This window comes from Marinobacter subterrani, from assembly GCF_001045555.1.
In the GTDB taxonomy this organism is placed as follows: Bacteria; Pseudomonadota; Gammaproteobacteria; order Pseudomonadales; family Oleiphilaceae; genus Marinobacter; species Marinobacter subterrani.
Genome location: NZ_LFBU01000002.1, coordinates 516,259 through 541,158, shown reverse-complemented (window position 1 = coordinate 541,158; position 24,900 = coordinate 516,259). Strand labels below are relative to the sequence as shown.

Annotated in this window: 20 protein-coding genes; 9 read left to right on the top strand and 11 right to left on the bottom strand. The window is 54.7% G+C overall.

The features are described from left to right. Window positions 1–568: 568 nt before the first annotated feature. The 3 genes from msub_RS18380 to msub_RS22280 all read right to left on the bottom strand — a co-directional run bounded on the left by msub_RS18380 (window position 569) and on the right by msub_RS22280 (window position 3,849). Complete coding sequence (locus tag msub_RS18380) at window positions 569–2,071, bottom strand: Fic family protein (protein ID WP_048497584.1); 1,503 nt, start codon at window positions 2,069–2,071, stop codon at window positions 569–571. Window positions 2,072–2,251: 180 nt separating this feature from the next. After that, window positions 2,252–3,310 carry a DEAD/DEAH box helicase gene (locus tag msub_RS18375; protein ID WP_227506852.1) on the bottom strand — a complete coding sequence of 353 codons (1,059 nt, stop codon included), beginning with the start codon at window positions 3,308–3,310 and terminating at the stop codon, window positions 2,252–2,254. Continuing rightward, window positions 3,256–3,849, bottom strand: coding sequence for a TOTE conflict system archaeo-eukaryotic primase domain-containing protein (locus msub_RS22280; protein WP_227506851.1), 594 nt, complete (start codon window positions 3,847–3,849; stop codon window positions 3,256–3,258). Before msub_RS22280 ends, msub_RS18375 begins: the two co-directional genes overlap by 55 nt. A 394-nt stretch (window positions 3,850–4,243) precedes the next feature. Between msub_RS22280 and msub_RS18370 the strand changes: the two genes are divergently transcribed. From msub_RS18370 to msub_RS22600, 3 genes are read left to right on the top strand one after another with little or no spacing between them, the layout of a single operon-like run. After that, window positions 4,244–5,956, top strand: a complete 1,713-nt coding sequence (locus msub_RS18370) for a class I SAM-dependent DNA methyltransferase (protein ID WP_048497583.1) — start codon at window positions 4,244–4,246, stop codon at window positions 5,954–5,956. Further along, window positions 5,946–7,385: a restriction endonuclease subunit S gene (locus tag msub_RS18365; protein ID WP_048497582.1), complete on the top strand. Its 1,440-nt coding sequence runs from the start codon at window positions 5,946–5,948 to the stop codon at window positions 7,383–7,385. Before msub_RS18370 ends, msub_RS18365 begins: the two co-directional genes overlap by 11 nt. Then, window positions 7,378–7,527 carry a hypothetical protein gene (locus msub_RS22600; protein WP_227506850.1) on the top strand — a complete coding sequence of 50 codons (150 nt, stop codon included), beginning with the start codon at window positions 7,378–7,380 and terminating at the stop codon, window positions 7,525–7,527. Before msub_RS18365 ends, msub_RS22600 begins: the two co-directional genes overlap by 8 nt. A 455-nt stretch (window positions 7,528–7,982) precedes the next feature. On the opposite strand, the gene msub_RS18360 is transcribed toward msub_RS22600, so the two are convergent. Both msub_RS18360 and msub_RS18355 read right to left on the bottom strand, forming a co-directional pair. Next, the gene (locus msub_RS18360) at window positions 7,983–8,549 is read right to left on the bottom strand and encodes a PIN domain-containing protein (RefSeq protein WP_048497581.1); all 567 of its coding nucleotides are present in this window, start codon (window positions 8,547–8,549) and stop codon (window positions 7,983–7,985) included. Between the two features lie 6 nt (window positions 8,550–8,555). Beyond that, window positions 8,556–9,008 carry a helix-turn-helix domain-containing protein gene (locus msub_RS18355; protein ID WP_048497580.1) on the bottom strand — a complete coding sequence of 151 codons (453 nt, stop codon included), beginning with the start codon at window positions 9,006–9,008 and terminating at the stop codon, window positions 8,556–8,558. Between the two features lie 219 nt (window positions 9,009–9,227). Between msub_RS18355 and msub_RS18350 the strand changes: the two genes are divergently transcribed. The 3 genes from msub_RS18350 to msub_RS18340 are packed head-to-tail and all read left to right on the top strand — an operon-like array spanning window position 9,228 to window position 13,380. Continuing rightward, window positions 9,228–12,383: a type I restriction endonuclease subunit R gene (locus tag msub_RS18350; RefSeq protein WP_048497579.1), complete on the top strand. Its 3,156-nt coding sequence runs from the start codon at window positions 9,228–9,230 to the stop codon at window positions 12,381–12,383. Further along, window positions 12,383–13,042, top strand: coding sequence for a hypothetical protein (locus msub_RS18345; protein ID WP_048497578.1), 660 nt, complete (start codon window positions 12,383–12,385; stop codon window positions 13,040–13,042). The genes msub_RS18350 and msub_RS18345 overlap by 1 nt, the downstream gene beginning before the upstream one ends. Next, window positions 13,042–13,380 (top strand): hypothetical protein, encoded by a 339-nt coding sequence (locus msub_RS18340; protein WP_048497577.1) that lies wholly within the window; start codon window positions 13,042–13,044, stop codon window positions 13,378–13,380. The genes msub_RS18345 and msub_RS18340 overlap by 1 nt, the downstream gene beginning before the upstream one ends. A gap of 438 nt (window positions 13,381–13,818) precedes the next feature. Here msub_RS18340 and msub_RS18335 read toward each other — a convergent pair whose 3' ends face one another. The 4 genes from msub_RS18335 to dctP form a co-directional block, all read right to left on the bottom strand. After that, the gene (locus tag msub_RS18335; RefSeq protein WP_048497576.1) at window positions 13,819–15,087 is read right to left on the bottom strand and encodes a hydroxymethylglutaryl-CoA reductase, degradative; all 1,269 of its coding nucleotides are present in this window, start codon (window positions 15,085–15,087) and stop codon (window positions 13,819–13,821) included. Between the two features lie 19 nt (window positions 15,088–15,106). After that, window positions 15,107–16,429: a TRAP transporter large permease gene (locus msub_RS18330; RefSeq protein WP_048497575.1), complete on the bottom strand. Its 1,323-nt coding sequence runs from the start codon at window positions 16,427–16,429 to the stop codon at window positions 15,107–15,109. Beyond that, window positions 16,426–16,938, bottom strand: a complete 513-nt coding sequence (locus msub_RS18325) for a TRAP transporter small permease subunit (protein WP_048497574.1) — start codon at window positions 16,936–16,938, stop codon at window positions 16,426–16,428. The genes msub_RS18330 and msub_RS18325 overlap by 4 nt, the downstream gene beginning before the upstream one ends. Before the next feature lie 71 nt (window positions 16,939–17,009). Continuing rightward, on the bottom strand, window positions 17,010–18,068 hold the full coding sequence (gene dctP / locus msub_RS18320) for a TRAP transporter substrate-binding protein DctP (RefSeq protein WP_197083905.1): 1,059 nt from the start codon (window positions 18,066–18,068) through the stop codon (window positions 17,010–17,012). A 270-nt stretch (window positions 18,069–18,338) separates the two neighbouring features. Between dctP and msub_RS18315 the strand changes: the two genes are divergently transcribed. Beyond that, a complete protein-coding gene (locus msub_RS18315) occupies window positions 18,339–19,727 on the top strand; it encodes an aminotransferase-like domain-containing protein (protein ID WP_048497572.1) in 1,389 nt (462 codons plus the stop codon). Between the two features lie 331 nt (window positions 19,728–20,058). On the opposite strand, the gene msub_RS21350 is transcribed toward msub_RS18315, so the two are convergent. After that, window positions 20,059–20,460, bottom strand: a complete 402-nt coding sequence (locus msub_RS21350) for a reverse transcriptase domain-containing protein (protein WP_227506849.1) — start codon at window positions 20,458–20,460, stop codon at window positions 20,059–20,061. Between the two features lie 637 nt (window positions 20,461–21,097). Continuing rightward, window positions 21,098–21,715, bottom strand: a complete 618-nt coding sequence (locus tag msub_RS21680; RefSeq protein WP_156182835.1) for a hypothetical protein — start codon at window positions 21,713–21,715, stop codon at window positions 21,098–21,100. Window positions 21,716–21,813: 98 nt separating this feature from the next. On the opposite strand from msub_RS21680, the gene istA reads away from it, so the two are divergent. Next, complete coding sequence (istA, locus tag msub_RS18300) at window positions 21,814–23,355, top strand: IS21 family transposase (RefSeq protein ID WP_036204651.1); 1,542 nt, start codon at window positions 21,814–21,816, stop codon at window positions 23,353–23,355. Between the two features lie 11 nt (window positions 23,356–23,366). Continuing rightward, a complete protein-coding gene (istB, locus tag msub_RS18295; RefSeq protein ID WP_048494334.1) occupies window positions 23,367–24,122 on the top strand; it encodes an IS21-like element ISSpu5 family helper ATPase IstB in 756 nt (251 codons plus the stop codon). The last annotated feature ends 778 nt before the right edge of the window (window positions 24,123–24,900 follow it).

Here is a 24,900-nt window from a genome sequence, read left to right as displayed (position 1 = left end):
GCCTCAGGTCGAGATTTCCGAGGCGCGAATGTTCGCTTCTGTTTAGTTTCGAATCTTCAAAAGTGGTCACTACGGACTTCTCTAAAGATCCTTAATCGGCACCAAGGACAACTGGTACCCAGTGGCTCTACCACCCTCTTTACAGATTCGAGGAGGACCCGGGGGCCGTCACACTGAACCACTACACACTCTATATTCATAAGGGTGGTCTTCGACAGACCAAACAGCCGAGCGTAGTACTCCTGCGTGATACCAACAAAGCGCTGGCGAATTTCACGCACTGCGGCCACCACTGAAACTCTGGTGCTTCTCCAGATCGGCTTGGGCCGCTTCACCTTTATGATCTTCGAACTTTGGTAGCATCCTAGCCATCATCGCCTCCCGCCTTGTTCTTCAGGGTCTCCAAGAACCGCGCTTGGGTGCTCAAACATATTCTTATGTTCAAGGACCCGTCTCGGTGCACCCAGGTCAACAACCTTCGCTCTCGGTTCCGCCAGTTTTTCCATCTCGGCGACAAATCGGGCTCGGGTGGCGTGCGGGTCCTCGGCAACCTGATAAAACAAAGCAACTAAGGCGCCGGGTCGGCTACTGTCGTCACTTCGTCAATAACATCTCGATAAGCTTTTTCCAGAGCATCAAACACCTCCTCCGGCACCCGATACTGGTATTGCTTTCTCCGGTGATTCGACAATCGCCCATGGTGCTGCATGCACATCATGACCAAATTGCCCAAGTCCTTCGAGACAACATCAAAACGTTCGTTGATGGTCCGATAGATCTGGTCATACCGGTTAAGAAAAACGGTTTCCTCTTTCAGGTGCTTCTCAATTGCCGTCTCGGCACACAAAGCCATAAATTCGCAGCACTGGGTCGCATCCCAATAGCGATAGATCGCGCTATGACCCCGGAAGTCAAAATCAAGCTCAACATCACCCATCCACTCAATATTCCAGAACTGGGCAGTACCCTCAGAGAACGATTTCAACGCATCAAGGTAGTCACTTTCGTTCTGATGCATCACTGTGGAAACGGGCAGAACCAGGCCATTCACCAAACCCCCTGTTTTGCAGAGCAACTGATGAAAAAGGAACCGGGAGAGACGACCGTTTCCATCCATGAACGGGTGAATAAACACAAAACCGAATGAGACAACAGCACCAAGGATAATCGGGTCCACGTCTTCAGGCGGATCATTCGCGAGGTTGCAAAGCTCATCCATGAGCTCACGGGCCAGCACGTGGTCCGGTGGGATGTAGGTTACCCCTAATGGCCCGGTTTGGGCGGTGCCCAGATAGTTCTGTTCGTTCCGGTAACTCGTTGCCTTGATGAATGGATTGTCGATTGCGATGTTTTGCAGGTCCGTCAGGGAATCCTCATTGATCACAATTCCCTCGTGGGCTTGCTTTAACACCTCTACAAATCGTCGCGATTTGTCAGCATTCACAGCTTCCTTCTCGATGGCAAAGGAGTCTTGCGTTTCGCTCAGGTAGGCCCAGGACAGGGTGCGATTGAGAATATCCCGGGGCAGTGACTCAGTGAACTTCGCAGCCTTGCGCAGCAAATCCTTGGCCAGTTGGGCTTCCAATAACGGAGTACGGCGAACGGTGGCGCAATAGGCCATCGAACCTATGCCATTGAAAGTAACTCGCCAACGCTCGTCGCGCCTCTCTGATCCTGTAAAATAGAGTTTTGGATTAAAGAGCCTGGTGTAGTTCTGAGTCAGCTTCTGCTGTCGGCGATGGATGGTTTCACCTGTGAAGTGCTCCCACAGGAAGCAAGCTCTACGCAGGTATTGGCTGTTTGGGGAGTTATCGAACTCTTCTCGCAATAAAGATTCTGGGACCAGAGGCAAAGCCTGTGAGAGTATTTGCAGGTTGATCCCCTCATGCTTCAGCGCGAACATGATATGCCCGTACACATCGTCCTTGTCGGGTGCCATCCGGGAGGGCACCATAATAATGCCTGGGGCCGTGTCCAGCCGGCTCACCGGGCGCACTTCTGCAACGATTGCTGGCCTCCTGGCCTTGATCTCCGTGTGTTGTGCGAGCCGGGCATAGCCAACAGCTGTCATACCAATTTCTCCAAGCCTTTCCAGTTATCGCAAGCTTACGATTCTACTGTCGAGGCAATTTTTTATATGTTTGGAGATTTTTCTATAAATACACACTGGCAGTCAAAATAATTCATACAGGAAGATAGATCTATACCCCCACCCTCGAAAATTCTGAATTCCAATCGTGAGGATTGGAACCTACAGCAATTGTTCTTGCCCAGAAGAGACAAACCGATATCCCATAGCCTTGTAGCCTTTCTCACGTTTTCTGAACATGCGCTCAAGCATTGGCAGGCCAGAGTCCAGGTAGTCATAGACAGCAACCTCCTGCTTGCCATCGACCTCCCGGTGGATCCTGCCAGCATACTGCGACAGAGTTCCCTTCCATGCGATGGGCAGAGCTAAAAACAGGGTATCCAACCGTGGCAAGTCAAAGCCTTCTCCGATGTATTTACCAGTTGCAACGATAACCTGAGCTTCATGTAACTGCGCTTCCGCCAACCGACGTTCTCTAACGCGCATCCCACCACGCAACACAACCGATGATATGGATTCAGCATTCAGCAGTGTTGCCAGCGTCTCAGCATGCTCCCGTCGCTCGGTCAGCAGAAGACAGTTGGCCTGGTTTTGAACGCAGCGTACAACATCATGAACAATGTCCTTATTCCGGGCATTACTCTCGGCAAGCCAACGGTAAACTGATGCTATGTGGGGCCGCTCACCATTCTGGCAAATATCCGCAGGTGGCGTTTCGTGACGCTCCCGAACGATGACACGTTGGACAAACCTGGACCCGTGTTCAGCTTTTACTTTGTGACGAATGGGGCCAGCAACCATAAACATAATTTTTTGGTGACCATCCTGACGGTCCGGCGTTGCGGTAAGGCCGAGGACATATCGAGCGCTGACTTCGTTAAGTAGCATCTCATAACGGGGGGCTGAGATATGGTGACATTCATCGATGATAATCTGGCCATATTCCCGGACAAGGTTTGAGACGGTATTGTCTTTCTTGTTGATCAGGCTCTGATAGGTGGCAACGTCGATATGCCCGGTCGGTCTCTTTCTGCCTCCGCCAATCACGCCCACGGATGCGCCCTCAATGAAAGTTTCCAGGCGCTCCTTCCATTGATCCAGTAACTGACGGCTGTGAGTGAGAATCAGCGTGTTGACCTGCCGCTTGGTCACAATGCCAATGGCGGTTACGGTTTTACCGAAAGCGGTCGGAGCATGAAGGATTCCGAAAAGAAGACCCATAGGTGGGCACCCGCACCAGACCGGGAGATTTCTACAAGATAAGGGATGCCTTCATCACGACAAGCCTGAGCCAGCGCACGAACGTCTGCCCGCCAGTCTTCCTTATCAAAATCTACGGCCAGAAGATAACAGGAACTGTCCCACAACAACGGATATAACCCAGCCACATGCTTGCCGGACAGGTGGTCATACACCGCGCTGAAATCCAGAGGCTTGAACTTTTTGTGCGGGCACTCCCCGCATTTAATCCGGGGTTTCTGACAAATGCCCGGAACCCACTCATTCTCACAGGCGACAGCATAGCCGGAACGGCCGCCGGATCCCTGCCAGCGGACCGCATAGACATCTTGTCTGCCGCGAAAGAGATTCCGGAACAGTTCGGCCTTTTGCTTGGGTGTCAGCTGCGTTGGTGAGGATCCCTGTGCAGAGGCGTGAAGCTCGTTCCTCCGGGAAAGAAGCGCAGCCTTTTCCCTCTCAAGCTCAGATAACTTTTGTGCAATGGCAGCGAGCTCATCTTCTATACAGATACGTGCCTCCAACCCAATGAACTCAGCCAGTTCAAAAACAGTATGCCGGCGATCCTGGCTTCGGGCTATCCAGAATGATACCCGCTTTTTGCTTGGACTACGGCGTAATAAATCGTCACTCTATGATCTTCAGACACCTCGCTTATGGCGGCAATATTACCAACACACATTGGTGTCCGGAATCCTTGAACTACTACAATCCTCTCTCCAATCCCCTTCCTTGCCTAACCCCATCAACTAACGTAAAACAACCTTATATCGAGTGGTTAGCACGCAATACACCCCCGGCATTGCCTGCCACTCTCCGAAACAATCAAAGGCACGAACCGACACACCTTGTCGCTCCGTGCCTTTACGCTTTATCAGAGACAGATAGCAGTAACCTCTCATAGGGAACAACCGAGCAATGAACAACACGGAACAGCAATTCCTCAAAGCCCTGGACGACAAACTCTGGAAAGCCGCCGACAAGCTCCGGGCCAACCTGGATGCCGCCAACTACAAGCACGTGGTGCTGGGCCTGATCTTCCTGAAGTACGTCTCCGATGCCTTCGAGGAGCGCCAGGAAGAGTTGCTGGAACGGTTCAAGGATGAGAACGACGACATTTACTACCTGCCGCCGGAAGACTACGACGGCGACGAGGACTACCAGCAAACCCTGCTGGAAGAGCTGGAAGTATTAGATTACTACCGGGAAGCCAACGTGTTCTGGGTGCCCAAGCCCGCCCGCTGGAGCACCCTGAAAGAAAAGGCCGTGCTGTCCGTGGGCACCGTGCTCTGGCAGGACGATGCCGGTAACGACGTAAAGCTGCGCTCCGTGTCCTGGCTGATCGACAACGCCCTGGAAGAAATCGAGAAGAGCAACGCCAAGCTCAAGGGCATCCTCAACCGCATCAGCCAGTACCAGTTGGACAACGACAAGCTGCTGGGCCTGATCAACACCTTCTCGGACACCTCTTTCACCCGGCCGGTGTTCGAGGGCGAGAAACTGAGCCTGCACAGCAAAGACATCCTCGGCCATGTGTACGAATATTTCCTGGGCCAGTTCGCCCTCGCAGAAGGCAAGCAGGGGGGCCAGTATTACACCCCCAAGAGCATCGTGACCTTGATTGTCGAAATGCTGCAACCATACTCCGGCCGTGTGTACGACCCGGCCATGGGCTCCGGCGGGTTCTTTGTCTCCAGCGACAAGTTTATCGAGGAACATGCCAGCGAACAGCACTACGACGCCAGCGAGCAGAAGAAGCACATCTCCGTGTACGGCCAGGAGTCCAACCCCACCACCTGGCGCCTGGCCGCTATGAACATGGCTATCCGGGGCATCGACTTCAACTTCGGCAAAAAAAACGCCGACACCTTCCTGGACGACCAGCACCCGGACCTGCGCGCCGACTTCGTGATGGCCAACCCGCCGTTCAACATCAAAGACTGGTGGAGCGAATCCCTGGCCGAGGACGTGCGCTGGAAGTACGGCACCCCGCCCAAAGGTAACGCCAACTTTGGCTGGATGCAGCACATGCTCCACCACCTGGCGCCCACCGGCAGCATGGCCCTGCTGCTGGCCAACGGCTCCATGAGCTCCAACACCAACAACGAAGGCGAAATCCGCAAACGCCTGGTGGAAGAAGACCTGGTGGAATGCATGGTCGCCCTGCCCGGCCAGCTGTTCACCAATACCCAGATCCCCGCCTGCATCTGGTTCCTGACCCGGGACAAAGCCAACGGCATGGTGCGCAACGAGAAAAAGCGCGACCGCCGGGAAGAGTTTCTGTTCATCGACGCCCGTAACCTGGGCTTCATGCGGGATCGGGTACTGCGGGACTTCACCAACGAGGACATTGCCAAGATCGCCGACACCTTTCATGCCTGGCAACGCGGCGAAGGCTACGAGGATGTCGCGGGGTTCTGCAAATCCGTCAGGCTGGACGAGATCAAGAAACATGACTTTGTGCTGACACCGGGGCGCTTTGTGGGTGCTCAGGAACAGGAAGACAATGGCGAGCCGTTTGCCGAGAAGATGGCGCGGTTGACCGGGCAGTTGCGGGAGCAGTTTGCAGAGAGTGATCGGTTGGAAGCTGAGATCAAGCGGAATCTTAGGAGGATAGGATATGAGCTTTGACTCTGCTTCGAATTGGACCTTGAGGCCACTGGGTGAGTGCATTGATCTCATTATCGACCATAGGGGAAAGACGCCCCGAAAACTTGGTTCCGATTGGGTCGATAGTGGTGTACCTACGATATCAGCCAAAAATGTAAGTGGCGGGAAACTTGTCGCCAAAGAGTCCATTCGGTTCGTATCGCACGATATCTATAAAAAATGGATGAAGGAGGATGTTCGCAAAGGCGACTGTTTATTGGTATCAGAGGGCGCGACCCTAGGAGAGTGTTTGTACTGGGATGAGGACTATCCAGTTGTCCTCGGACAAAGAATTTTTTGCATCCGAGCAAACCCGGAAATTCTGAATCCACGATACCTTTATGCGTATATGACTTCTGAAGCGTTTCAGCAGGAGATACGCAGTAGGGCGACAGGCTCCTCTGTGCCAGGGTTGCGCCAAACGGAAGTCTTAAAACTGATGGTTCTCGCTCCTCCTCTTGATGAGCAGGCTATCATTGGCGATACACTCTTTAGCGTCAATGAAAAGATCAAATCAAACACTAAAACTAACCAAACCCTCGAACAAATAGCCCAGGCCATCTTCAAAAGCTGGTTTGTCGATTTCGAGCCGGCTAAAGCCAAGATCGCCGCACTGGAAGCCGGCGGCAGCGAGGAAGGCGCCCTGTTCGCCGCCATGCAGGCCATTTCCGACAAAGGCGAAGAGGAGCTAACCCGCCTCCACGCCGAACAGCCCGAGCAATATGCCGAGCTCCGTGCTACCGCCGAACTGTTTCCGTCGGCTATGCAGGATAGTGAGTTGGGGGAGATTCCCGATGGGTGGACTGTCGGCACCCTTGCTGACGTTGCTAACCTTAATCAGCAATCCTGGACAAAGCGGACAATACCCTCAGAAATCCGGTATGTAGACCTGGCAAATACGAAGAACGGTGTAATCGAGAGCACCACAACCTACCTCTCCGACGACACACCGAGCCGAGCAAGACGCATACTTTCTAACGGCGACACTATCGTCGGCACAGTTCGCCCTGGCAATCGCTCATTCGCATTCATCAAGCGCCCCCAAAAGACGTTAACAGGCAGCACGGGATTTGCTGTTTTGTCCCCAAAGCAGGCGGAGTTAGCTGAGTTCGTCTACATCACCGCGACGTCAGACGCGACAATCAACCACTTAGCCCATTTAGCGGATGGCGGGGCATACCCGGCGGTGCGCCCTGAAGTTGTAATTAATTTACCCTGTATTGTCCCAAATGAGCGCCTGATAGCTTACTTTCACAAAACCGTGCGATCTTTTTTCGACCAGGCTGCAGTGCATAAGCTGGAATCATCGACCCTTTCAGTGCTGCGCGACATGTTGCTCCCCAAGCTCCTCTCCGGTGAACTCTCAGTCTTGGCTACTGACGATCAGCTAGCGGGGCCCGCGAATGTTTAAGATCGATCCAACCTCGAACCGCATCAACCCACTGGAAGTAAAACGCTTCAACGACCTCGGCTTCACCGAGCGCAAGCACCTGCAGAAATGGCTGGAGAACTATCCCCAGGCCTTGACCCGGGGTGATGCGAGGAACTGCTGATCATCCAGAAGGAATTCGACGGCTTCGAACTTTTCAACGCTGCGAGACCTGGATCGCGAGCAACTGGATCTTCTGTCCATCGACAAGGACGGTGAACTGATCATTATCGAAACCACGCTCGATGACAGCGAAAGGCTGAGTGCCGGGAGCAAGCAGTATGCAGAAAGTGCATATTGCCGAATCAAACAAGCGGTGAGCTGCTAAGGAATCCTTAGGAGTTCAGTTGTTGCAAATTTTGCACATACTGCCGAAATGTAAGGAGCGGGAACTCTTCGGTATTTCCGTAATGTTCGGACAGCGACCAAACGCTGAGATTCGAAATCGGCAACCACCGAGGATTTCTCGGTAGTTGCGCCACTCGCGACTGGACCCTTATCAGGCTTCCAGCCGAGGACAAGCCGCTTTTCTGTCGCTGAAGATCCGAAAGGGCACAGGTTCCATTCCGGAACCCATGACTAGAGAAAATCCGCAAACTCCCGAAGCTTCGAGACGGTTTGGGGTAACTGCTGTTTTTGCAGCGTTGCCAGAAAGGTATCGACACTGAGTGGCGGATTTTTCAGCGCTGAACGCTGGGCCTGAAAAGCTCGACAACACAGCGTTGGCGCCATATCGATCTGATACAAAATAAAGTCGTCCGGATGAATCACTTCGATATCGTACTGGCGAAGCGATGCCTCAGGAAAATCTTTCAGGTTGAAGGTAACAATGGCGTTGGCGTTGCAACGGATGGCGGCAGCCAGCACGTGGCGATCGTCCGGGTCCGGCAGGCTTAGCCCTCCAATCAGCGGCTCGTAGCCGTACACTTTTGCATCGCGCACGTGAAGATCCATCAGCTCCCTTGCCCGCGACAAGCTTTCCGGCGAATGTTTCTTTGCCCTCAACAGCGCGTTGATCCACTCGTCGTGGATGTGATCTGTCCAGTGCGCCTTGAACAGGTCCGTCAATGCCAGCCGCATCAGCGCATCTCTCAAGGGTGCGGGATACAGCACGCAGGCATCGTAGACGACGGTGAATTTGCTCATTGCCTGTCAGTACCCCATTCCCTCGTTCTGTGACAGTTCGGCCAATTCATCCAGTGTGGCGTGCCGTTGGCGGTCTATCTGTTCCTTGTAGCTCAACACATCCTGCAGCTTAACCCGCCGATGCGCACCCACCTTCCGGAAAGGTATATCACCGGACTCCAGCAGCCGGACCAAGAAGGGGCGGCTGACGTTCAAAAGATTGGCCGCATCCTGTGTACTTATTTCCTGATGATAGGGGATCAGGCTGATAGCATTGCCCTGGGACACTTCCGCCAACACGTCCAGCAGAATCTGCAGCACATGCCCGGGAAGCACCAACTCGTCAGCTTCGCCGTTGCTGCCACGCAGAGAGAGCTGCACGCGATCCACATCAGCGTACTTGGACAAGGTGCGGCTGGAGAGCTTGGCCTGTTCCACCTCGGCCGCCGTCGGCAAATGAACAATTTTCTGAGCAGACATCGTATGCCCCCTTAAAATAAACAACAAACACTCGGCCCCTATTATGTTTCTTAAACGAAACAAACGAAACAAACGAAATAGACGATTTTGTTCTAAGAGCATACGGACTGTGGCTGTTTAGCGAGCTATCGACCATACTCTGATCAAGTCTATTGAAATTAAATGTGTTTTCTTGGGCAGCACATTTTGAATATATCCGGTTAAGTAAGGAAGTACGGAGTGACTGAGGATCAGCTAGAACAACAATGCCTGGAATGGTTCGCCGAAGGAGGTTGGGAGATCGCCCATGGACCAGACCTTGCTCCAGATGGTGACACCCCGGAACGGGCCGACTACCGGCAGGTATTGTTGCTGGCGGATCTTGAGGCAGCCATTCGCCGCATCAACCCTCACCTGCCCCAAAACGCTATTGAGCAAGCCGTGGCCGTCGTCCGCAAACCAGAAAGCCTGGATGTGGTGATCAGTAACCGGGCCTTTCACCGCCTGCTACTGGACGGTGTGCCGGTTGAGTACAAACGCGACGACAAGGTGGTTCACGATCAGGCTTTTCTGGTGGAATTCGGCGACCTGACCGCCAACCGGTTCCGGGCCATCAACCAGTTCACCCTGGAAGGCTCCAAGCAACTGCGCCGGCCGGATGTGATCTGCTTTATCAACGGCCTGCCCCTGGCGGTGCTGGAGCTGAAAAGCCCCGGCGCCGAGAACGTGAACATCTGGGATGCCTACAACCAGATCCAGACCTACAAAGACGAATGCTCCGATCTGTTTGCCTACAACCAAGCGGCCATCATCAGCGACGGCTATCTGGCCCGGGTAGGCTCCCTCACCGCCAGCCAGGAACGCTACATGCCCTGGCGCACCATCAAACATGAGGACGACAAGCCCCTGCTGGAGTGGCAGCTGGAAACCATGGTGCGCGGTTTCTTCGACCGGGAGCTGTTCCTGGATTACATCCGCTACTTCGTGATCTTCGAGACCGATTCCGACAAGCTGATCAAGAAAATCGCCGGCTACCACCAGTTCCACGCGGTGCGCGAAGCAGTGAAGGCCACGGTGATTGCTGCCAAGCAACTGGATCGGAAAGACTCACAAGAAAAGCGCGCCACCTACGGCGACGAGGTTCTACCCGGCAGCAAGAAAGCCGGGGTGGTGTGGCACACCCAGGGCTCTGGCAAGAGCATTTCCATGTGCTGTTATGCCGGCAAACTGCTGCAACAGCCGGAGATGAACAACCCCACTCTGATAGTTGTCACCGACCGTAACGATCTGGACGGCCAGCTGTTCGCCACCTTCAGCGCGGCCCGGGAATTATTGAAGCAGGAGCCCGTGCAAGCCGACGATCGGGATACCCTGCGCCGCCTGCTGTCTGAGCGGGAATCCGGCGGCATCATCTTCACTACGGTTCAGAAGTTCGCCCTGCTGAATGACGAATCCGGCCACCCGGTTCTGAACGACCGCCACAACATTGTGGTGATCTCCGATGAGGCCCACCGCAGCCAATACGGCCTGAAAGCCACGCTCAAGAAAGACGGCACCTACAAATTCGGCTACGCCCGCCACATGCGCGATGCGTTGCCCAATGCCTCTTTCATCGGCTTTACGGGCACGCCCATCGAAAGTGAAGACAAAGATACACGGGCCGTGTTCGGCGATTACGTGTCCATCTACGACATCCAGGATGCGGTAGACGACGGCGCAACCGTGCCAATCTTCTACGAGTCCCGCCTGGCCAAGCTGGACATCAACCGCGAGCAGATCGAGAAGCTGTCCGATCAGGTGGACGAAGTAGTTGAAGATGATGAAGACGTTGGCAGCCGTGAGAAAACCAAGGGCGAGTGGAGCCGGCTGGAGAAGCTGGTCGGTGCTGGGCCGCGCCTGAAGCAGGTAGCGGAAGATCTGGTGAATCACTTTGAAACCCGCTCCAGTACCATCGATGGCAAGGCCATGATTGTCGCCATGAGCCGGGAGATTGCGGTTCACCTGTATAACGAGATTGTCGCCCTGCGCCCGGAGTGGCACGACGATGATCCGGAAAAAGGCACCATCAAGGTTGTGATGACCGGCTCCGCCTCTGACCGGGCCCTGCTGCAACCGCACATCCACAACAAGCAGACCAAGAAACGGTTCGAGAAGCGCTTCAAAGACATCAACGATCCGCTCAAGCTGGTGATCGTGCGGGATATGTGGCTGACGGGCTTCGATGCGCCCTGTTGCCACACCATGTACGTGGACAAGCCCATGAAGGGCCACAACCTGATGCAGGCCATAGCTCGCGTAAACCGCGTGTTCAAAGACAAGCCCGGCGGGCTGGTGGTGGATTACATCGGCATCGCCAACGAGCTCAAGCAGGCCCTGAAAACCTACACCGACGCCAAGGGCAAGGGTTCCCCCACCCACAGCGCCGAAGAAGCGTACGCCATCCTGCTGGAGAAGCTGGACATCATCCACGGCATGTTTGCGCCTGGCCCCAAAGGTAAGGGATTCAGCTACAGCGGATTCGAGACCGAGCCCCACAAGTATCTGGTGCCCACCGCCAACTACGTGCTCAGCCTGGAAGACGGCAAGAAACGCTTCCTGGATACCGTGCTAGCCATGAATAAGGCCTTTTCTCTGTGCGCCACCCTGGACGAAGCCCAGACACTGCAAAAGGAGGTGGCGTTCCTGTCGCAGGTGAAAACGGCCATCACCAAGTTCACCAGCGTAGACAAGAAGCTCACCGAGGAAGAGAAGAACACCGCGCTGAAGCAGATCCTGGACAACGCCCTGATTGGTGGCGGTGTTACGGATGTATTCGCCTTGTGCGGTCTGGACAAGCCCAACATCGGGCTGCTCTCAGACGAGTTCCTGGAGGACGTGCGGCAAATGCCCTACAAGAACTTCGCCGTTGAACTGCTGGAGAAGCTGCTCAAGGACGACATCAAGGCCAAGACCCGGAACAACGTGGTACAGGAGAAGAAGTACGCCGACCGCCTGCAAGAGACGCTGCGGAAATACAACAACCGGGGCATTGAAACGGCACAGGTGATCGAAGAGCTGATCGCCATGGCCAAGCAGTTCCAGGCCGAAATGGAGCGAGACGCAGCCCTCGGCCTGAACCCGGATGAAGTGGCCTTCTACGACGCCCTGGCCAGCAACGAGAGCGCGGTGCGGGAGCTAGGCGACGAGATTCTGAAGAAGATCGCCGTGGAGATCACTGACAAATTGCGTAAATCCACCACCGTAGACTGGCAGGTGCGGGAGAGCGTGCGGGCCAAGCTGCGGATTCTGGTGCGGCGGACGTTGCAGCGGTACAAGTATCCGCCGGATAAGGCGCCGGCTGCTATTGAGCTGATTATGGAGCAGGCGGAAGCCCTGTCTAACCACTGGACGGCGTAATGAACTACTACACCGAGGCGTTCGACGACCAGCTGGACAAGATCGAGATCTACCAACGCTATCCGCTGCTCAAGCCCTTTGTTGGCTCAGACTACGGGCGCAATGGCCCAACGATTCTTTTGATTGCTGAGAGTCACTATCTGCCTCCAGTAAGTACCGTACATAAGGATCCAGCGAGCTGGTACATGGGGCATGAGGACGTTCTGACGTTAGAAGAACAGAAGTGGATGCGCACCAGACGGATTCTGAACAAACCACTGAAAGGCTGGACGGCTAAGGGCCACGCCATCTACCGAAACATCGAATCGGCTTTGCTCAAGGCAGGCTTGCCGGCCAACGACAGTGTTTTCCGACAGGTAGCCTTTATGAATGCCTTCCAACGGCCAGCGAAAACCGGGGACACGATAAAGCAGAAGAAACAGGACGTTGAAGTGGCGGTTGAGACCATCAACCAAGTGATTGATGCCCTACAGCCCGACCACATCGTTTTCGTTTCAACCAAAGCCAAGCGATCCGTTGGCAAGCAACTTAGCCAGAGCTCTTCAGGCTTTCACCACCCCGCTTGTCCCTGGTGGAACCGGAAACAGGACGGTATAAGCAGTAAGCAACGATTCATCAATCACATCTCCAGCCACTGGAACGCCACGGGAGCAGCCTGATGACATACGACAACACCTTTGACCAAACCCGCCTCGACCAGCTGGCCCAACAGCACCTGGGGCGCACCAAAATTAGCGGGCGGATATTGTTCTTCGGAAACCTCGAGGAGAATCGACTGGATCTGGCAACCTGGCAGCTGAATAACGACGAGGACTACGAGGCAATCAAAGGCTCAGACTTCAAGCTGCACATGATGGAACTGCTGGACACCTCGCTCATCTATCGAACGCGACACGGCCAGCCGAACGCGAGCCAGGGTGTTGTTCATGTGGAAGATGGAGACTTATCTATCGAGTGGCTGCCGAGGGTTGACGTTGAGGCCATGCGAAATAGTTGAAATTCACCCATTTCTAAGCGCAGGTTTAACCCAATCTGTTTTGAGGCACAGGGATTCAAATTTATTGAAGGCTGAGGTCATCAGGTGAGCCCATTCTTTTCCTTCTCATCGCTTTCAACATCGCCATGTTGAGCGACAGCCTCAAGCGGCACTCCAACCATAGGCTAGGAGTGTCTACTGCACCGGGGTAAGTCCAGGTTGGGGATTTCGCTCAATGACCTGATCTCAGCTCAATATTTTCCCATTAACTGTTCAACAAAACGAACAGGTAGGCAGGAACCACAACTTGATCTAAAAGGCCAATAGGCCCATGACCTCTCAATCCAACCTCATCAAGCCGGATGGGGGGCAAAGGAATACCCTTCAAGCCGCCCTCTCTAAGCCTCACTTTCTCTGCGTAATCTTGGCCGGTTTCAGATTAACCTCGCCAAATAACGCTTACTCCCGAAGTGCCTTGAGAATTTCCTCGGCAACGTCCATCCGGACCTTCCCCAATGACACTAATTCCTTCGCAATCTTATCGACTTCCTCCCCAGTAGCACCAACCGCTACCGCAATATTTTTTGCATGCAAGGCCATGTGCCCCTTTTGGATACCGGTAGTCGCAAGTGCCTTGAGGGCGGCAAAATTTTGAGCCAATCCGACCGCGGCAATAATGCGGGCCAGACGGTCAGCGGTCTCAATACCCATAATATCGAGAGCAATACGCGCTGTGGGGTGAGAGCGAGTAGCCCCGCCAATGAGTCCAACCGCCAGCGGCATTTCTATAGAACCGCTCAGATTTCCATCAGCATCAACCTCCCAGCGGGTCAACGAATCATACTGTCCCGAACGCGCCGCAAAGGCATGCGCCCCTGCCTCAACTGCCCGCGTGTCGTTGCCGGTCGCCAGAACCACAGCACTGACCCCGTTCATAATCCCTTTATTATGGGTCGCTGCACGATACGAATCGGTATGGGCAAAGTCGTAAGCCGACAGGATTCCATCACGAACCTCCGCTCCGCCAATATCCTCTAGTGTCCAAGTTGCCCGTGCCCGCGCCAGCCTTCGATCAGCAAGGTTGGACAGAATACGCAAGTAGGTACGCCCACCGGTCCATTCTTCAATGTGCGGCGCCACCGCCTCCGCCATAGAGTTAACAGCATTGGCCCCCATGGCATCGCGAGTGTCGACAATCAGATGCGTCACAACCATTGGGCCGGTTTGGCCCTCAAGGATACGGACCTCAATATCCCTGAAACCACCACCATGCTTGAGCAGCACCGGGTCTGTTTCATCACAGACCCTTTTAATATCTGACTTATGTTCCAGGATCTGCAGACGCGCAAATTCCGGATTGCTAATGCCCACTAGCTGCACTTGGGCAATCATCAGTGAACCAGACATGGCCGTAGTAAAACCGCCAGTACCTCGGCACTGGCGAGCCGCGTTACAGACTGCGGCGACAACGGAAGACTCTTCCGTGGCCATAGGCACCAACACTTCTTCACCGTCAATGACCAAATTGGTCGCAATCCCAAGAGGAACATTCAGGGTGCCAATAACATTTTCTATCATCGAATCCGCAGTAGCCGGATCCAAATTACCGGTATTACCCAAATGGGTTAGAACCTGTTCGTTCAGTCCTGCGGCTTCCACAACCTTTTGCAGGCGCTCCTTGGGAGACAGATTGTGAAGCCCCGGAATTCGAGAGGTCTTGGTTGTCATGATCGGTGATCTCCTGTGCTCAAGAATGTGATGGCTGGGCTATCTGCTCTGGCAGCCAGGTCACAATATCGGGGAATAGAATGAACAACGTCAGGGCAATGAGCTGAAGAATCAGAAATGGCACGATGGCGCGATAAACGGTTTCCATACCGATACCATCGGGCAACACGCCCTTGATATAGAAGAGGGTGTAGCCAAAGGGCGGTGTGATGTATGCCATCTGAGCTGTAATCAGGAATAACACACCGAACCACAGCGGATCGAAATCCAAAGCGTTGATGACCGGCAGAAATACCGGCACACACAGCAGAATGATGCCAATCTCATCCAGGAACAGCCCGAGGAATACCAACACCAACATCATTGCCAACAGGATCAGCCAGCGGTTCACTTCCAGATCCTGGATGAACTGCAGCAGCGAGTCGGCCCCTCCAGTACCCGTGAAAATCGATACGAAGATCTTGGCACCGATAGTGATCCACATGATCATGGTGGTCACCCTCAAAGTGTCCAGTGCTGCAGCTTTCAGATTGCCGAAGTTCAGTTCATGCTGGAAAGCGGCGGAAATCAATGCGCCCACCACACCGACCGCGGCCGCCTCCGTGGGGGTCGCGATACCCGCATAGATGCTACCTAACACAGACAAGACAATAAGCGTTGGGAGAATCAGCGACTTCAGCGAAACAAACATTTCGCGCAGGTTGATATCATCCTCAGTGTTTCTCGGCGCCTTATCTGGTTGGGCAATTGCCCTCAAGACAATGTAAGCAATATACAGCCCAGCCAAAACAAGACCGGGAACGATCCCGGCGGCAAACATTTTGCCCACGGAAATCTGAGCCGTAGCCGCATATACAATGGTGATTATGGAAGGCGGAATCAGAATGCCGAGCGTACCGCCCGCACAGATGGTACCAAGAGCCAGGCGCTGGTCGTAACCGCGCTGTAGCATGGACGGCAGGGCCAGAATCCCCATGGCAGCAACTGCCGCACCAACAATACCAGTCATGGCAGCCATCACCGTGCAAATGGCGATCGTACCAACAGCTAGCCCGCCGGGCAGGCGCCGGAACCAAAGTTCCATGGCCCGATACAATGACTCGATAATGCCGGATCGCTGCAACACACTGGCCATTAGCACATACAGCGGTATTGCCAATAGGATATCGGAAGTCATGGCGTCAAAGGTCTGAAGCACTGTCAGCACCAAAGCGTCCACACCCCAGAGCGTGATCGTAAACAAAATCGCCAATGAAGACAGTACAAAGGCCAGCGGCATACCACTTAGCAAAAGCACCAACAGGCCAACAAACATCATCGACAGAACTATTGTGGAACTCATGCTGAGGCCTCCCCGCCAAGCCCGCGGCGGACTGCCAGGATAGCTTCAGCCAAAGCCTGCAAAAGAAACAGAAAAAACGCCATTGGAATTAAGGCCTTCACCGGCCAAATGGCGGGGTCCCAGGCTGTAAACGATGTTTCGCCACTGTTGTACGCATTCATTGCTACCGGCATGCTGTAGTAGATAAAGACAGCGGAAACCAGCACGATCAGGCTGTGGGTAAAACAGTCCAGGATGGATGCAGTCTTCCCTGACAGCCGGCTATGGAGAATGTCAACATTCACATGCCCAGCGGTATGTAACAGATAGGGGCCGGCTAGCAAAAAGTAGGGACCAAACAGTAGGGTCGCCAACTCCATTGCCCAGACGGTAGGAGCATCAAAAAAGTAACGGGCGACGACTTCATAACTGATGACTGCCACCATTACAAAGACAAGAATGGAGACCGCACCGGCTATCCAGCGGTTAATCGCCGTGATGAACCGGCAATAGCCAACAAGTACAGCCATAGGTAAACCTCTGGAGAAGTGCAGCCCGGCCAAAAAGCGCGAGCTGCGGTCATACGGAAAGTGACTGGATATCAGTCCATGAGGCCAAGATCTTTCATGAAGGCAATCTGGCTTTCGAGAATCTGGTTGGCCAGTTCATCCTCGCCAGCGGCCTTTTCCCAGGCCTTCATAGCTGTGGGACGGCCTTCCGCGATAATGCTGTCATCCAACTGAATTACCTCCACTCCTTGCTCTTTGAACTTTTTCAGAGCCACGGCATCCTGAGCCAGGATATGCTGCCGCAGGGAGGACGATACTTCCCGAGCTGCCACTTCAAGGGCTGCCTTATAAGAGTCCGGCAATTGGTCGTAGGCACCTTGGTTTGCTACGTAGCTCGTAGCCGTGGTGGGCTGATGGAACCCGGGCACAATCACATAGCCCGCAACCTCTCCAAGACCCGCTTCCAGATTTGCAGTCAAGTCCCCGCGGTCGGCAAGGTCAATTACCCCCTTTTCAAGAGCCTGATATACCTCGGCGGTCGGCAGTCCGGTAGTGGCAACACCAAACTCAGCCATGACGGTACTAGCCAGACCAACGAATCGACCCTTTTTGCCCTCGAGATCATCCAAGGAATTCAATGGAAACTTCGCGTGAATGGGTTCTTGACCGTAAACGGTTGGAGCGATGTAGAAAAGTCCAGCCTTGGCATAGGCTTCTCGAGCAAGCTCAAGCCCACCCTTTTCATAGAACCAGGCCTCATACTGATCTGGCTCTGGGAAACCAAACGGAATGGTACTAGTGAAGGCAAACGCAGGGATGGAGCCCGCCTCATACCCGTCGAAGGTCTTCATCATCTGGAAGGCGCCGCCGCGGACAGCTTCGAATGCCTGTGCTGACGGCGCAAGCTGTCCGCCGGCAAACAATCGAATTTGGAACTTACCATCGGTAAGTTCGGCAACTCGTTCAACGAACTTCTTCTCGTACTCGTAGGGCGTGGTTCCTGCATCCCACAGCGCCTGCATACGCCAGTTAACTTCAGGCATTTCCTCAGCGATGGCAAACGAGGGGGAAGCAACGGATGCCGTCACCATAACGGCGGCGGCAATCGATTTTAGAAAACCACGGCGATTATTATTCGTTTTTGACTTCATAACGTTCTCCATTGTGAGTGACTATAGGTTCGGCAATAAAAACCAATGCGCCACAGTTTGTTATTAGACGTCATTGCTGCTCAGGAAAGCCGGGTACCGTGAGGCGCAGTTGCTGCATTCGGACTTCCCCTAAAGAATTTCAGGCATCTGGACTTTTGCTCAGAGCCTAGGTCAAACTTAGGACAGTGTTATGGATTGAACAAGGTACAATTTATGTAATTGACCCATACACTGTACCCACATAAATACAAGTACAATTTGGGAAGAGCCATGACTCAACAGCCAGCTAAAGCCCAACAGATTGCTGACAGAATAGTCAGCCAGATTGAGCAGGGAGACCTGGCCGCAGGCTCTCGACTACCTTCCATTCGCAGTTCAGCTGATACCTTCAGAGTTTCGAAGAACACGATCATCGATGCTTACGATCGCTTGGTAGCCACTGGTTATGTTCGGCCACGGCGGGGCTCAGGTTTCTATGTTGAAGTTGCCCGACCAGCTCATCCAGACATCAAACCCGAGCACTTCACCGAAGCAGTTGACCTGATATCCCTGCTCAGGGAGCAGTTGAACCAGAATTACGAAGTGAGAGCCGGAGATGGACGCCTGCCAGCCAGTTGGATGGAAAATGCGGATATCCGCCGTCAGTTCAAGCGAATGGGAGTAGGGAATGAGGGCGATGCATTTGAGTATGGAAATCCCCAAGGTTTAATGGAATTACGGGAAGATATATCGCGCGTACTGCTGGACCGCGCAATCAGCGCACATCCGGACCAGGTCCTGATGACGTTTGGCGCCAACCATGCCTTTGACCTGATTATTCGGCATTATGTTGAAGCACACGACCCCGTCCTCGTTGAAACGCCTGGCTATTACCCGATGTTTGGAAAACTGAGACTCCAACGCGCTCGCACCATAGGCGTTCCCCGAGGTCCAGACGGCCTCGATATTGAAAAGCTGGAGCAAGCCATCCAGACATACCGACCGAGGCTGTTATTCGTGCAACCCATGGCACATAATCCGACCGGTACCTCGATGTCTCTGCAGAACATGCATGCCGTCTTGCGGATTGCCGAAAAATACGATTTAACCATTATTGAAGACGACCCCTTCGGAGACATCCTGCCTCGTTCCACACCCCATCTAGCATCACTGGACGCGCTGAATCGCGTAATTTATGTCGGCACCTTTTCCAAGACTCTATCCGCCAGCCTCCGTTGCGGTTACATCGCCGCCAGCAGAAAACTTATACATTCCCTGACTGATATTAAAATGTTAACGGTGGTGAATGGGTCCACTGCGATAGAAGGCATGATTCACGAGATGATCATAAAGGGCCGTTACCGGCGCCATATGAGTCGCCTCCGGGACAGGGTTGCCAAGGCCGGAGCCGAGGCAGTGACGGCTTTGGGGGGTATCGGCTTGAATCAGATCCATCCACCCACCGGAGGATATTATGTTTGGTGCCCGCTACCCGATAACGTGAACATAATGGAGCTTACTCACAAGGCCTCCGGTCAAGGCATCTTCTTGGCCCCCGGTCACCTGTTTACTTTAACGGATGGTGATGCCAGCCACGCCTTACGCATCAACATCGCCCACGCCCGTGATTCTCGTCTTTTGGAATTCCTTCGGAAGGAAGTGGTTAGGTCAAATCGCTGAAAGCGAAATTTTAAGGCTCCCACTTTCCGCCATGTGTTGGGCTGAGCTGTTGGAACCTGCGATATTAACGACCTGACGTCCGAATAGAACGGCAAGGCGAAAGAAGCAGAAGTTTTGGAAGGACTGGTTCTGACTAGATTCCTGACTAGCTAATCTTGCTTACTCCACGCGAATAGCATGAGGCCTCTGCAGAAGAGGTCTTTTGATTGACCTGCCGGTCCCAACCACTGAACTTAATTACTTGTGTGCCCCACCGGAACCAGTCGTTGGCGAATACATGTTTTGCATGCCAGAATGGTCGTTCACGTTCGTCCGTATACGCACCCTCGCATCAATGAAAAATATGATGAATACACAAAGTGCGACCTTCCCGGGCGCAGCGCTGTCCGTATCGGACGGCTTGATGCGCAGAGCGTCCCGGGCGAAAACCGTAGCTATGTGGGTGAAAGCGGGGTTCCCAATCCTGCTGGATAACCTGAGCGATTGCTTGCTGGATAAAGCGGTCCAGCACCGTCGGGATGCCCAGAGGGCGGGAATCGCCGTTGGCTTTGGGAATGGTGACCCGCCGGACCGGTTTGGGTCGGTAGGTCTGCTGGAGCAACTGCTGCCGGATCTCCGGCCAGTGTTGACGCAGATAATCCGTCAATCCATCCACGGTCATGCCGTCGATGCCCGGCGCTCCCTTGTTACGTCGAACCTGTTTCAGGGCGCGATTGAGGTTGTCCCTGCTCAATACACGCGCCATCCACGGTGAGGGTTGACGGAGTGCGAGTCTTTCCGGTTTCCAGCAACGGGTTCATCCCCTGGGGACTCCAGGGGCAGCGCAAGCTGCTTTGCGGATGCCATCCCGTTTCCCTGCACGGACACTCGACTCCTGTCTCTGTTCGGGCCTTCGGTTCACGGGCGAACCTACTATGCCCTCGGCTGATTTCTGCCACGCGATCAGAGGCGATCGCTCGTCTCTCAGTGGGTCCGTCCACACATGGCAGACCTCCCGGGGTAAGGCACAGAGCTTTCACGGCGTGAACGCCCGATTTATAAAGCACATCCCGGTCGCAGAAGGAGGGCTTCGCGGTCACGTGCCCGCTCGCCCCGGATGTACCACACCTCGTATCGGGTTCCTGTTCGTCGCCCCGCCGCTTTGGATTGGGCTTACTTCCGGCCGGCGCCCCGGAGACCCCACCTCGCGATGACGCCATTGCCCTTCTCCTAGCCTTCGGCTCTGCGAACACCTGGCAGGAGGACTTTCACCCGGGCGGCGCTCCGCTCCCTAGTTCTGAGCCATGCCCGGCACACACGCCGCTCAGCACGCGCGCCTTTGTAGTGGAGGCAAAGCCGCAACGAAAAAGGCGTCGCCGTGACTGGTTTGGTTATGTTTCCAAACTCTTGAACACGCGGCTCAACTCATTAAACACTTTGATACGACCTGAAAGGATTACCTCGCGCCACCCTTGAATTTCATCTACCGACATCCCGTGATCACCAACGAATGCTTTCGAATAAAACTTGGTCAATTCTTCACCATATTTCCGGACTAAATCCTGAGCCTCCCGCTCACCCATGAGCAAAAGCTTTGATTCAGCGCTGGCTAGCACCTTATAAGAATTGAATAGCTCTGTGCGAACGAGGCGAAGCTCTTGCTCTTGTGTTTCATTCGGTGACTTCCCATTCGCACGTTTCCGAGTCCAATCGAGAATCCGCGCCCAATAATTGAGAGAAATATGGGAGAACTCCTCAACTTCTTCAGCAACTTGGCTTAAGGCATCCCGCTTTCTTTGAGTCGCCTCAAGACTTTTATCTGAAACATGCTTGTACCGCGTGACGGTGTACGTTGCGATGCCGCTGATCGCAGCGCCTAGCCCAATCTTTACTGCGGTATCAACGATGTCTAGCCAAGTCGAGTGCGTATTCCAGACCAAGGTTGCCACTGATTCCAGACCAAGCCTGCCACCCATTCCACGCGAAAGCTGCCACTGATTCCACGGCAAAGCTGCCACCCCGGCAGGCTGCCTGAAGCTCCATCAAAATCGTCCGGCGCGGGATAACTTAACGGTACTCTGACCCTTTTCATCCGGAGATGGGCCAGATGCCAGCGAAGAGGTTATCCATGCGTAAGATCAAAGAAGTTCTTCGCCTCAAGTGGGAGCGAGGGCTGAGCAACCGCCAGATTGCGGCGGCCTGTGGCGTCAGCCGCCCCACCGTGAGCGAATACCTGCGCCGCACGGTTGAGGCCGGTCTGAGCTGGCCGTTGCCAGCGGATCTGGACGAGGCCCATCTGGAGCAGCTGCTGTTCCCGCCACCACCGGATCTCCCGGCACAGGCCAGAGGCATACCCGACTGGCAACACATCCGCGACGAACTCACGGGCAAGAATGTCACCCTGTTCCTGCTGTGGCAGGAGTACCGGCAAGCCAACCCGGACGGTTATCAGTACAGCTGGTTCTGCGAGCACTACCGGACCTGGCGGGGCAAGCTGGACCTGGTGATGCGCCAGGACCATCGGGCCGGTGAGAAGCTGTTCGTGGACTACGCTGGTCAGACCGTGCCCGTCATTGACCGCACCACCGGAGAGATCCATGAGGCGCAAGTCTTTGTCGCGGTGATGGGCGCATCCAATTACACCTACGCCGAAGCCACCTGGAGCCAGACATTGCCGGACTGGATCGGCTCTCACACCCGGGCCTTCCAGTACCTGAACGGAGTGCCGGAATTAGTGGTCCCGGACAATTTGAAATCGGGGGTCACCAAGGCCCACCGGTACGAACCGGACCTCAATCCAACTTACCAGGATATGGCTGCCCATTATGGGATCGCCATCGTTCCCACGCGTGCCCGCAAGCCCCGCGACAAGGCCAAGGTGGAAGGGGGTGTGTTGATCGTCGAGCGCTGGATCCTGGCGGCGTTGCGCCATCACCAGCACTTCTCTCTGGGGCAACTCAACGCCACCATCCGTGAGCTGCTGGAGAGGCTGAACACCCGCCCCTTCCGCAAGTTGCCCGGCTGCCGGCGCGACCACTTCGAGCAGCTGGATAAACCGGTTCTACAGCCATTGCCCGCAGAGCCGTATGTCTACGCGGAGTGGAAAAAAGCCCGGGTCCACATCGACTACCACGTGGCCATCGACGGGCATTACTACTCGGTGCCCTACACCCTGATCAAGAAAGAGGTGGAGGTTCGCATCACTCACAACACCATCGAATGCTTTTACCGGGGCAACCGGATCGCCAGCCACCGGCGCTCCGACCAGAAGGGACGGCACACCACCATCGCCGCGCACATGCCCGAATCCCATCGCCACGCCGGCGAGTGGTCGCCGGAACGGCTGATCGCCTGGGCAGCCAAGACCGGACCGGCGACGGAGAAGCTTATCCGCACCGCACTGGGTGCCCGCAAACACCCACAGCAGGCTTACCGTTCGTGCCTCGGCATTCTCCGGTTGGGGCAGAGCTACGGCGAGTCGCGGCTGGAGGCCGCCTGCCAGCGCGCCCTGATGCTGGGAAGCTGCCGCTACAAGAGCATTGAATCCATCCTCAAACATCGCCTGGACCAGCAGCCCTTGGAAGAACAACAGGAACTGGCCTTACCCGACACCCACGACAACATCCGCGGCCCCGCCTACTACCACTGAAGGAACCTGACATGTTGAAACATCCGACTCTGGACAAGCTCCACGCTCTCAAGCTAACCGGCATGGCTGCCGCCCTGGCGGATCAGTCGGCCACCCCCGACATCACCGATCTGAGCTTCGAGGAGCGCCTCGGGCTACTCGTGGACCGGGAAATGACCGAGCGAGATAACCGGCGCATGACCAGCCGGTTGCGCCGGGCCCGGCTGCGGCACACGGCCATCCTCGAAGACATCGATTACCGGCACTCACGGGGCCTGGATAAAGGGCTGGTGCAATCACTGGCGGGCTGCCAATGGGTAAAAGAGCACCTGAACGTGCTCATCACCGGTCCCACCGGGGTTGGCAAAACCTGGCTGGCCTGCGCCCTGGCACACAAGGCCTGCCGGGAAGGCTACACCGCACAGTACGTGCGCCTGACCCGACTGATGCGGGAGCTGACCATTGCCAAGGGCGACGGCCAATACTCAAAACTCCTGACGAATCTGGCCAAGGTCGACGTGTTGATCCTGGATGACTGGGGGCTGATGAAACTGAGCGCGGAGAACCGGAGAGACTTGCTGGAGGTGCTGGAAGACCGACATGGCCGGCGCTCCACCATCGCCACTAGCCAATTACCCATCGAGGAATGGCATGGCGTAATCGGTGACGCCACTCTGGCAGACGCCATTCTGGACCGGCTCGTTCACAACGCCTACAAGATCAATCTGCGGGGCGAGTCCATGCGAAAACAACAGGCAAAGTTGACGACCACCGAGACTTCGGAGTAAGAAGAGAAACCCCGCGTCGCTACGCTCCGATGGGTGGCAGCCTTGCTCCGGTCCGGGTGGCAGGCTTCACGTGGAATGGGTGGCAACCTTCAGCGGTTTACGCAAGTCGAGGCCAAAGACTACCTCCTTTCAGAAACATAACAGCTGATTCAACGACAAATGACACCTATCCCCCAAATGCTTATCCGCACCAACCAGAGTGTCACCCATCTTTTTTATCGTTCATTTCAGAAGCTTAAAATACGGACTACCACCAGCCAGTAGAGCATAAAGGCAAAATGTCCATTTTTGCGCGGACGACCTGTTCGCTTATCCCGCATCTTATGAAACCCACTATTTCATAACTTTCATAGACTTGTAAGCCCAGGTAGTGAAAATCGACGAAGTTTTTCGACTTTTTTCGTTAATCTGCGTAGGACAAGCAAACTCACCCGAGGCCATCTGAGAACCCTCCGGCGCAATGTTCGCTTTTGTTTAGCTGTGACCCATGAGTAGCGATCTCAAAGCGAACCTTCGTAAACAATGGGGTGGACTCCTCCTCGCCTAACTCCGGCGTCAACACGCCATAATGATGAGTGAGGCAAACCACCATCGTGAGGATGAGGAGAATTCCAGATGACCATTGCCCGAGTTGGCGTCGACATTGCAAAATCAGTTTTTCATGTTCATGGCGTTGACCGTCATGAACAAGTTCTCTGGACCGGCAAGTACTCCCGCCGGAAATGGCCGGACGCTTTGTGCAGGCGGGTGCCAGCGGGGGCCAGCAAACTCATATATC

Coding starts and splice junctions, on each gene's coding strand:
- msub_RS18335 (WP_048497576.1), bottom strand. CDS start 15,087: ATGACAACCAAGACCTCTCGAATTCCGGGGCTTCACAATCTGTCTCCC.
- istB (WP_048494334.1), top strand. CDS start 23,367: ATGTTGAAACATCCGACTCTGGACAAGCTCCACGCTCTCAAGCTAACC.
- msub_RS18315 (WP_048497572.1), top strand. CDS start 18,339: ATGACTCAACAGCCAGCTAAAGCCCAACAGATTGCTGACAGAATAGTC.
- msub_RS18370 (WP_048497583.1), top strand. CDS start 4,244: ATGAACAACACGGAACAGCAATTCCTCAAAGCCCTGGACGACAAACTC.
- istA (WP_036204651.1), top strand. CDS start 21,814: ATGCCAGCGAAGAGGTTATCCATGCGTAAGATCAAAGAAGTTCTTCGC.
- msub_RS18340 (WP_048497577.1), top strand. CDS start 13,042: ATGACATACGACAACACCTTTGACCAAACCCGCCTCGACCAGCTGGCC.
- msub_RS18355 (WP_048497580.1), bottom strand. CDS start 9,008: ATGTCTGCTCAGAAAATTGTTCATTTGCCGACGGCGGCCGAGGTGGAA.
- msub_RS18325 (WP_048497574.1), bottom strand. CDS start 16,938: ATGGCTGTACTTGTTGGCTATTGCCGGTTCATCACGGCGATTAACCGC.
- msub_RS18380 (WP_048497584.1), bottom strand. CDS start 2,071: ATGACAGCTGTTGGCTATGCCCGGCTCGCACAACACACGGAGATCAAG.
- msub_RS22600 (WP_227506850.1), top strand. CDS start 7,378: ATGTTTAAGATCGATCCAACCTCGAACCGCATCAACCCACTGGAAGTA.
- msub_RS18360 (WP_048497581.1), bottom strand. CDS start 8,549: ATGAGCAAATTCACCGTCGTCTACGATGCCTGCGTGCTGTATCCCGCA.
- dctP (WP_197083905.1), bottom strand. CDS start 18,068: ATGAAGTCAAAAACGAATAATAATCGCCGTGGTTTTCTAAAATCGATT.
- msub_RS18365 (WP_048497582.1), top strand. CDS start 5,946: ATGAGCTTTGACTCTGCTTCGAATTGGACCTTGAGGCCACTGGGTGAG.
- msub_RS18330 (WP_048497575.1), bottom strand. CDS start 16,429: ATGAGTTCCACAATAGTTCTGTCGATGATGTTTGTTGGCCTGTTGGTG.
- msub_RS18375 (WP_227506852.1), bottom strand. CDS start 3,310: ATGGGTCTTCTTTTCGGAATCCTTCATGCTCCGACCGCTTTCGGTAAA.
- msub_RS18345 (WP_048497578.1), top strand. CDS start 12,383: ATGAACTACTACACCGAGGCGTTCGACGACCAGCTGGACAAGATCGAG.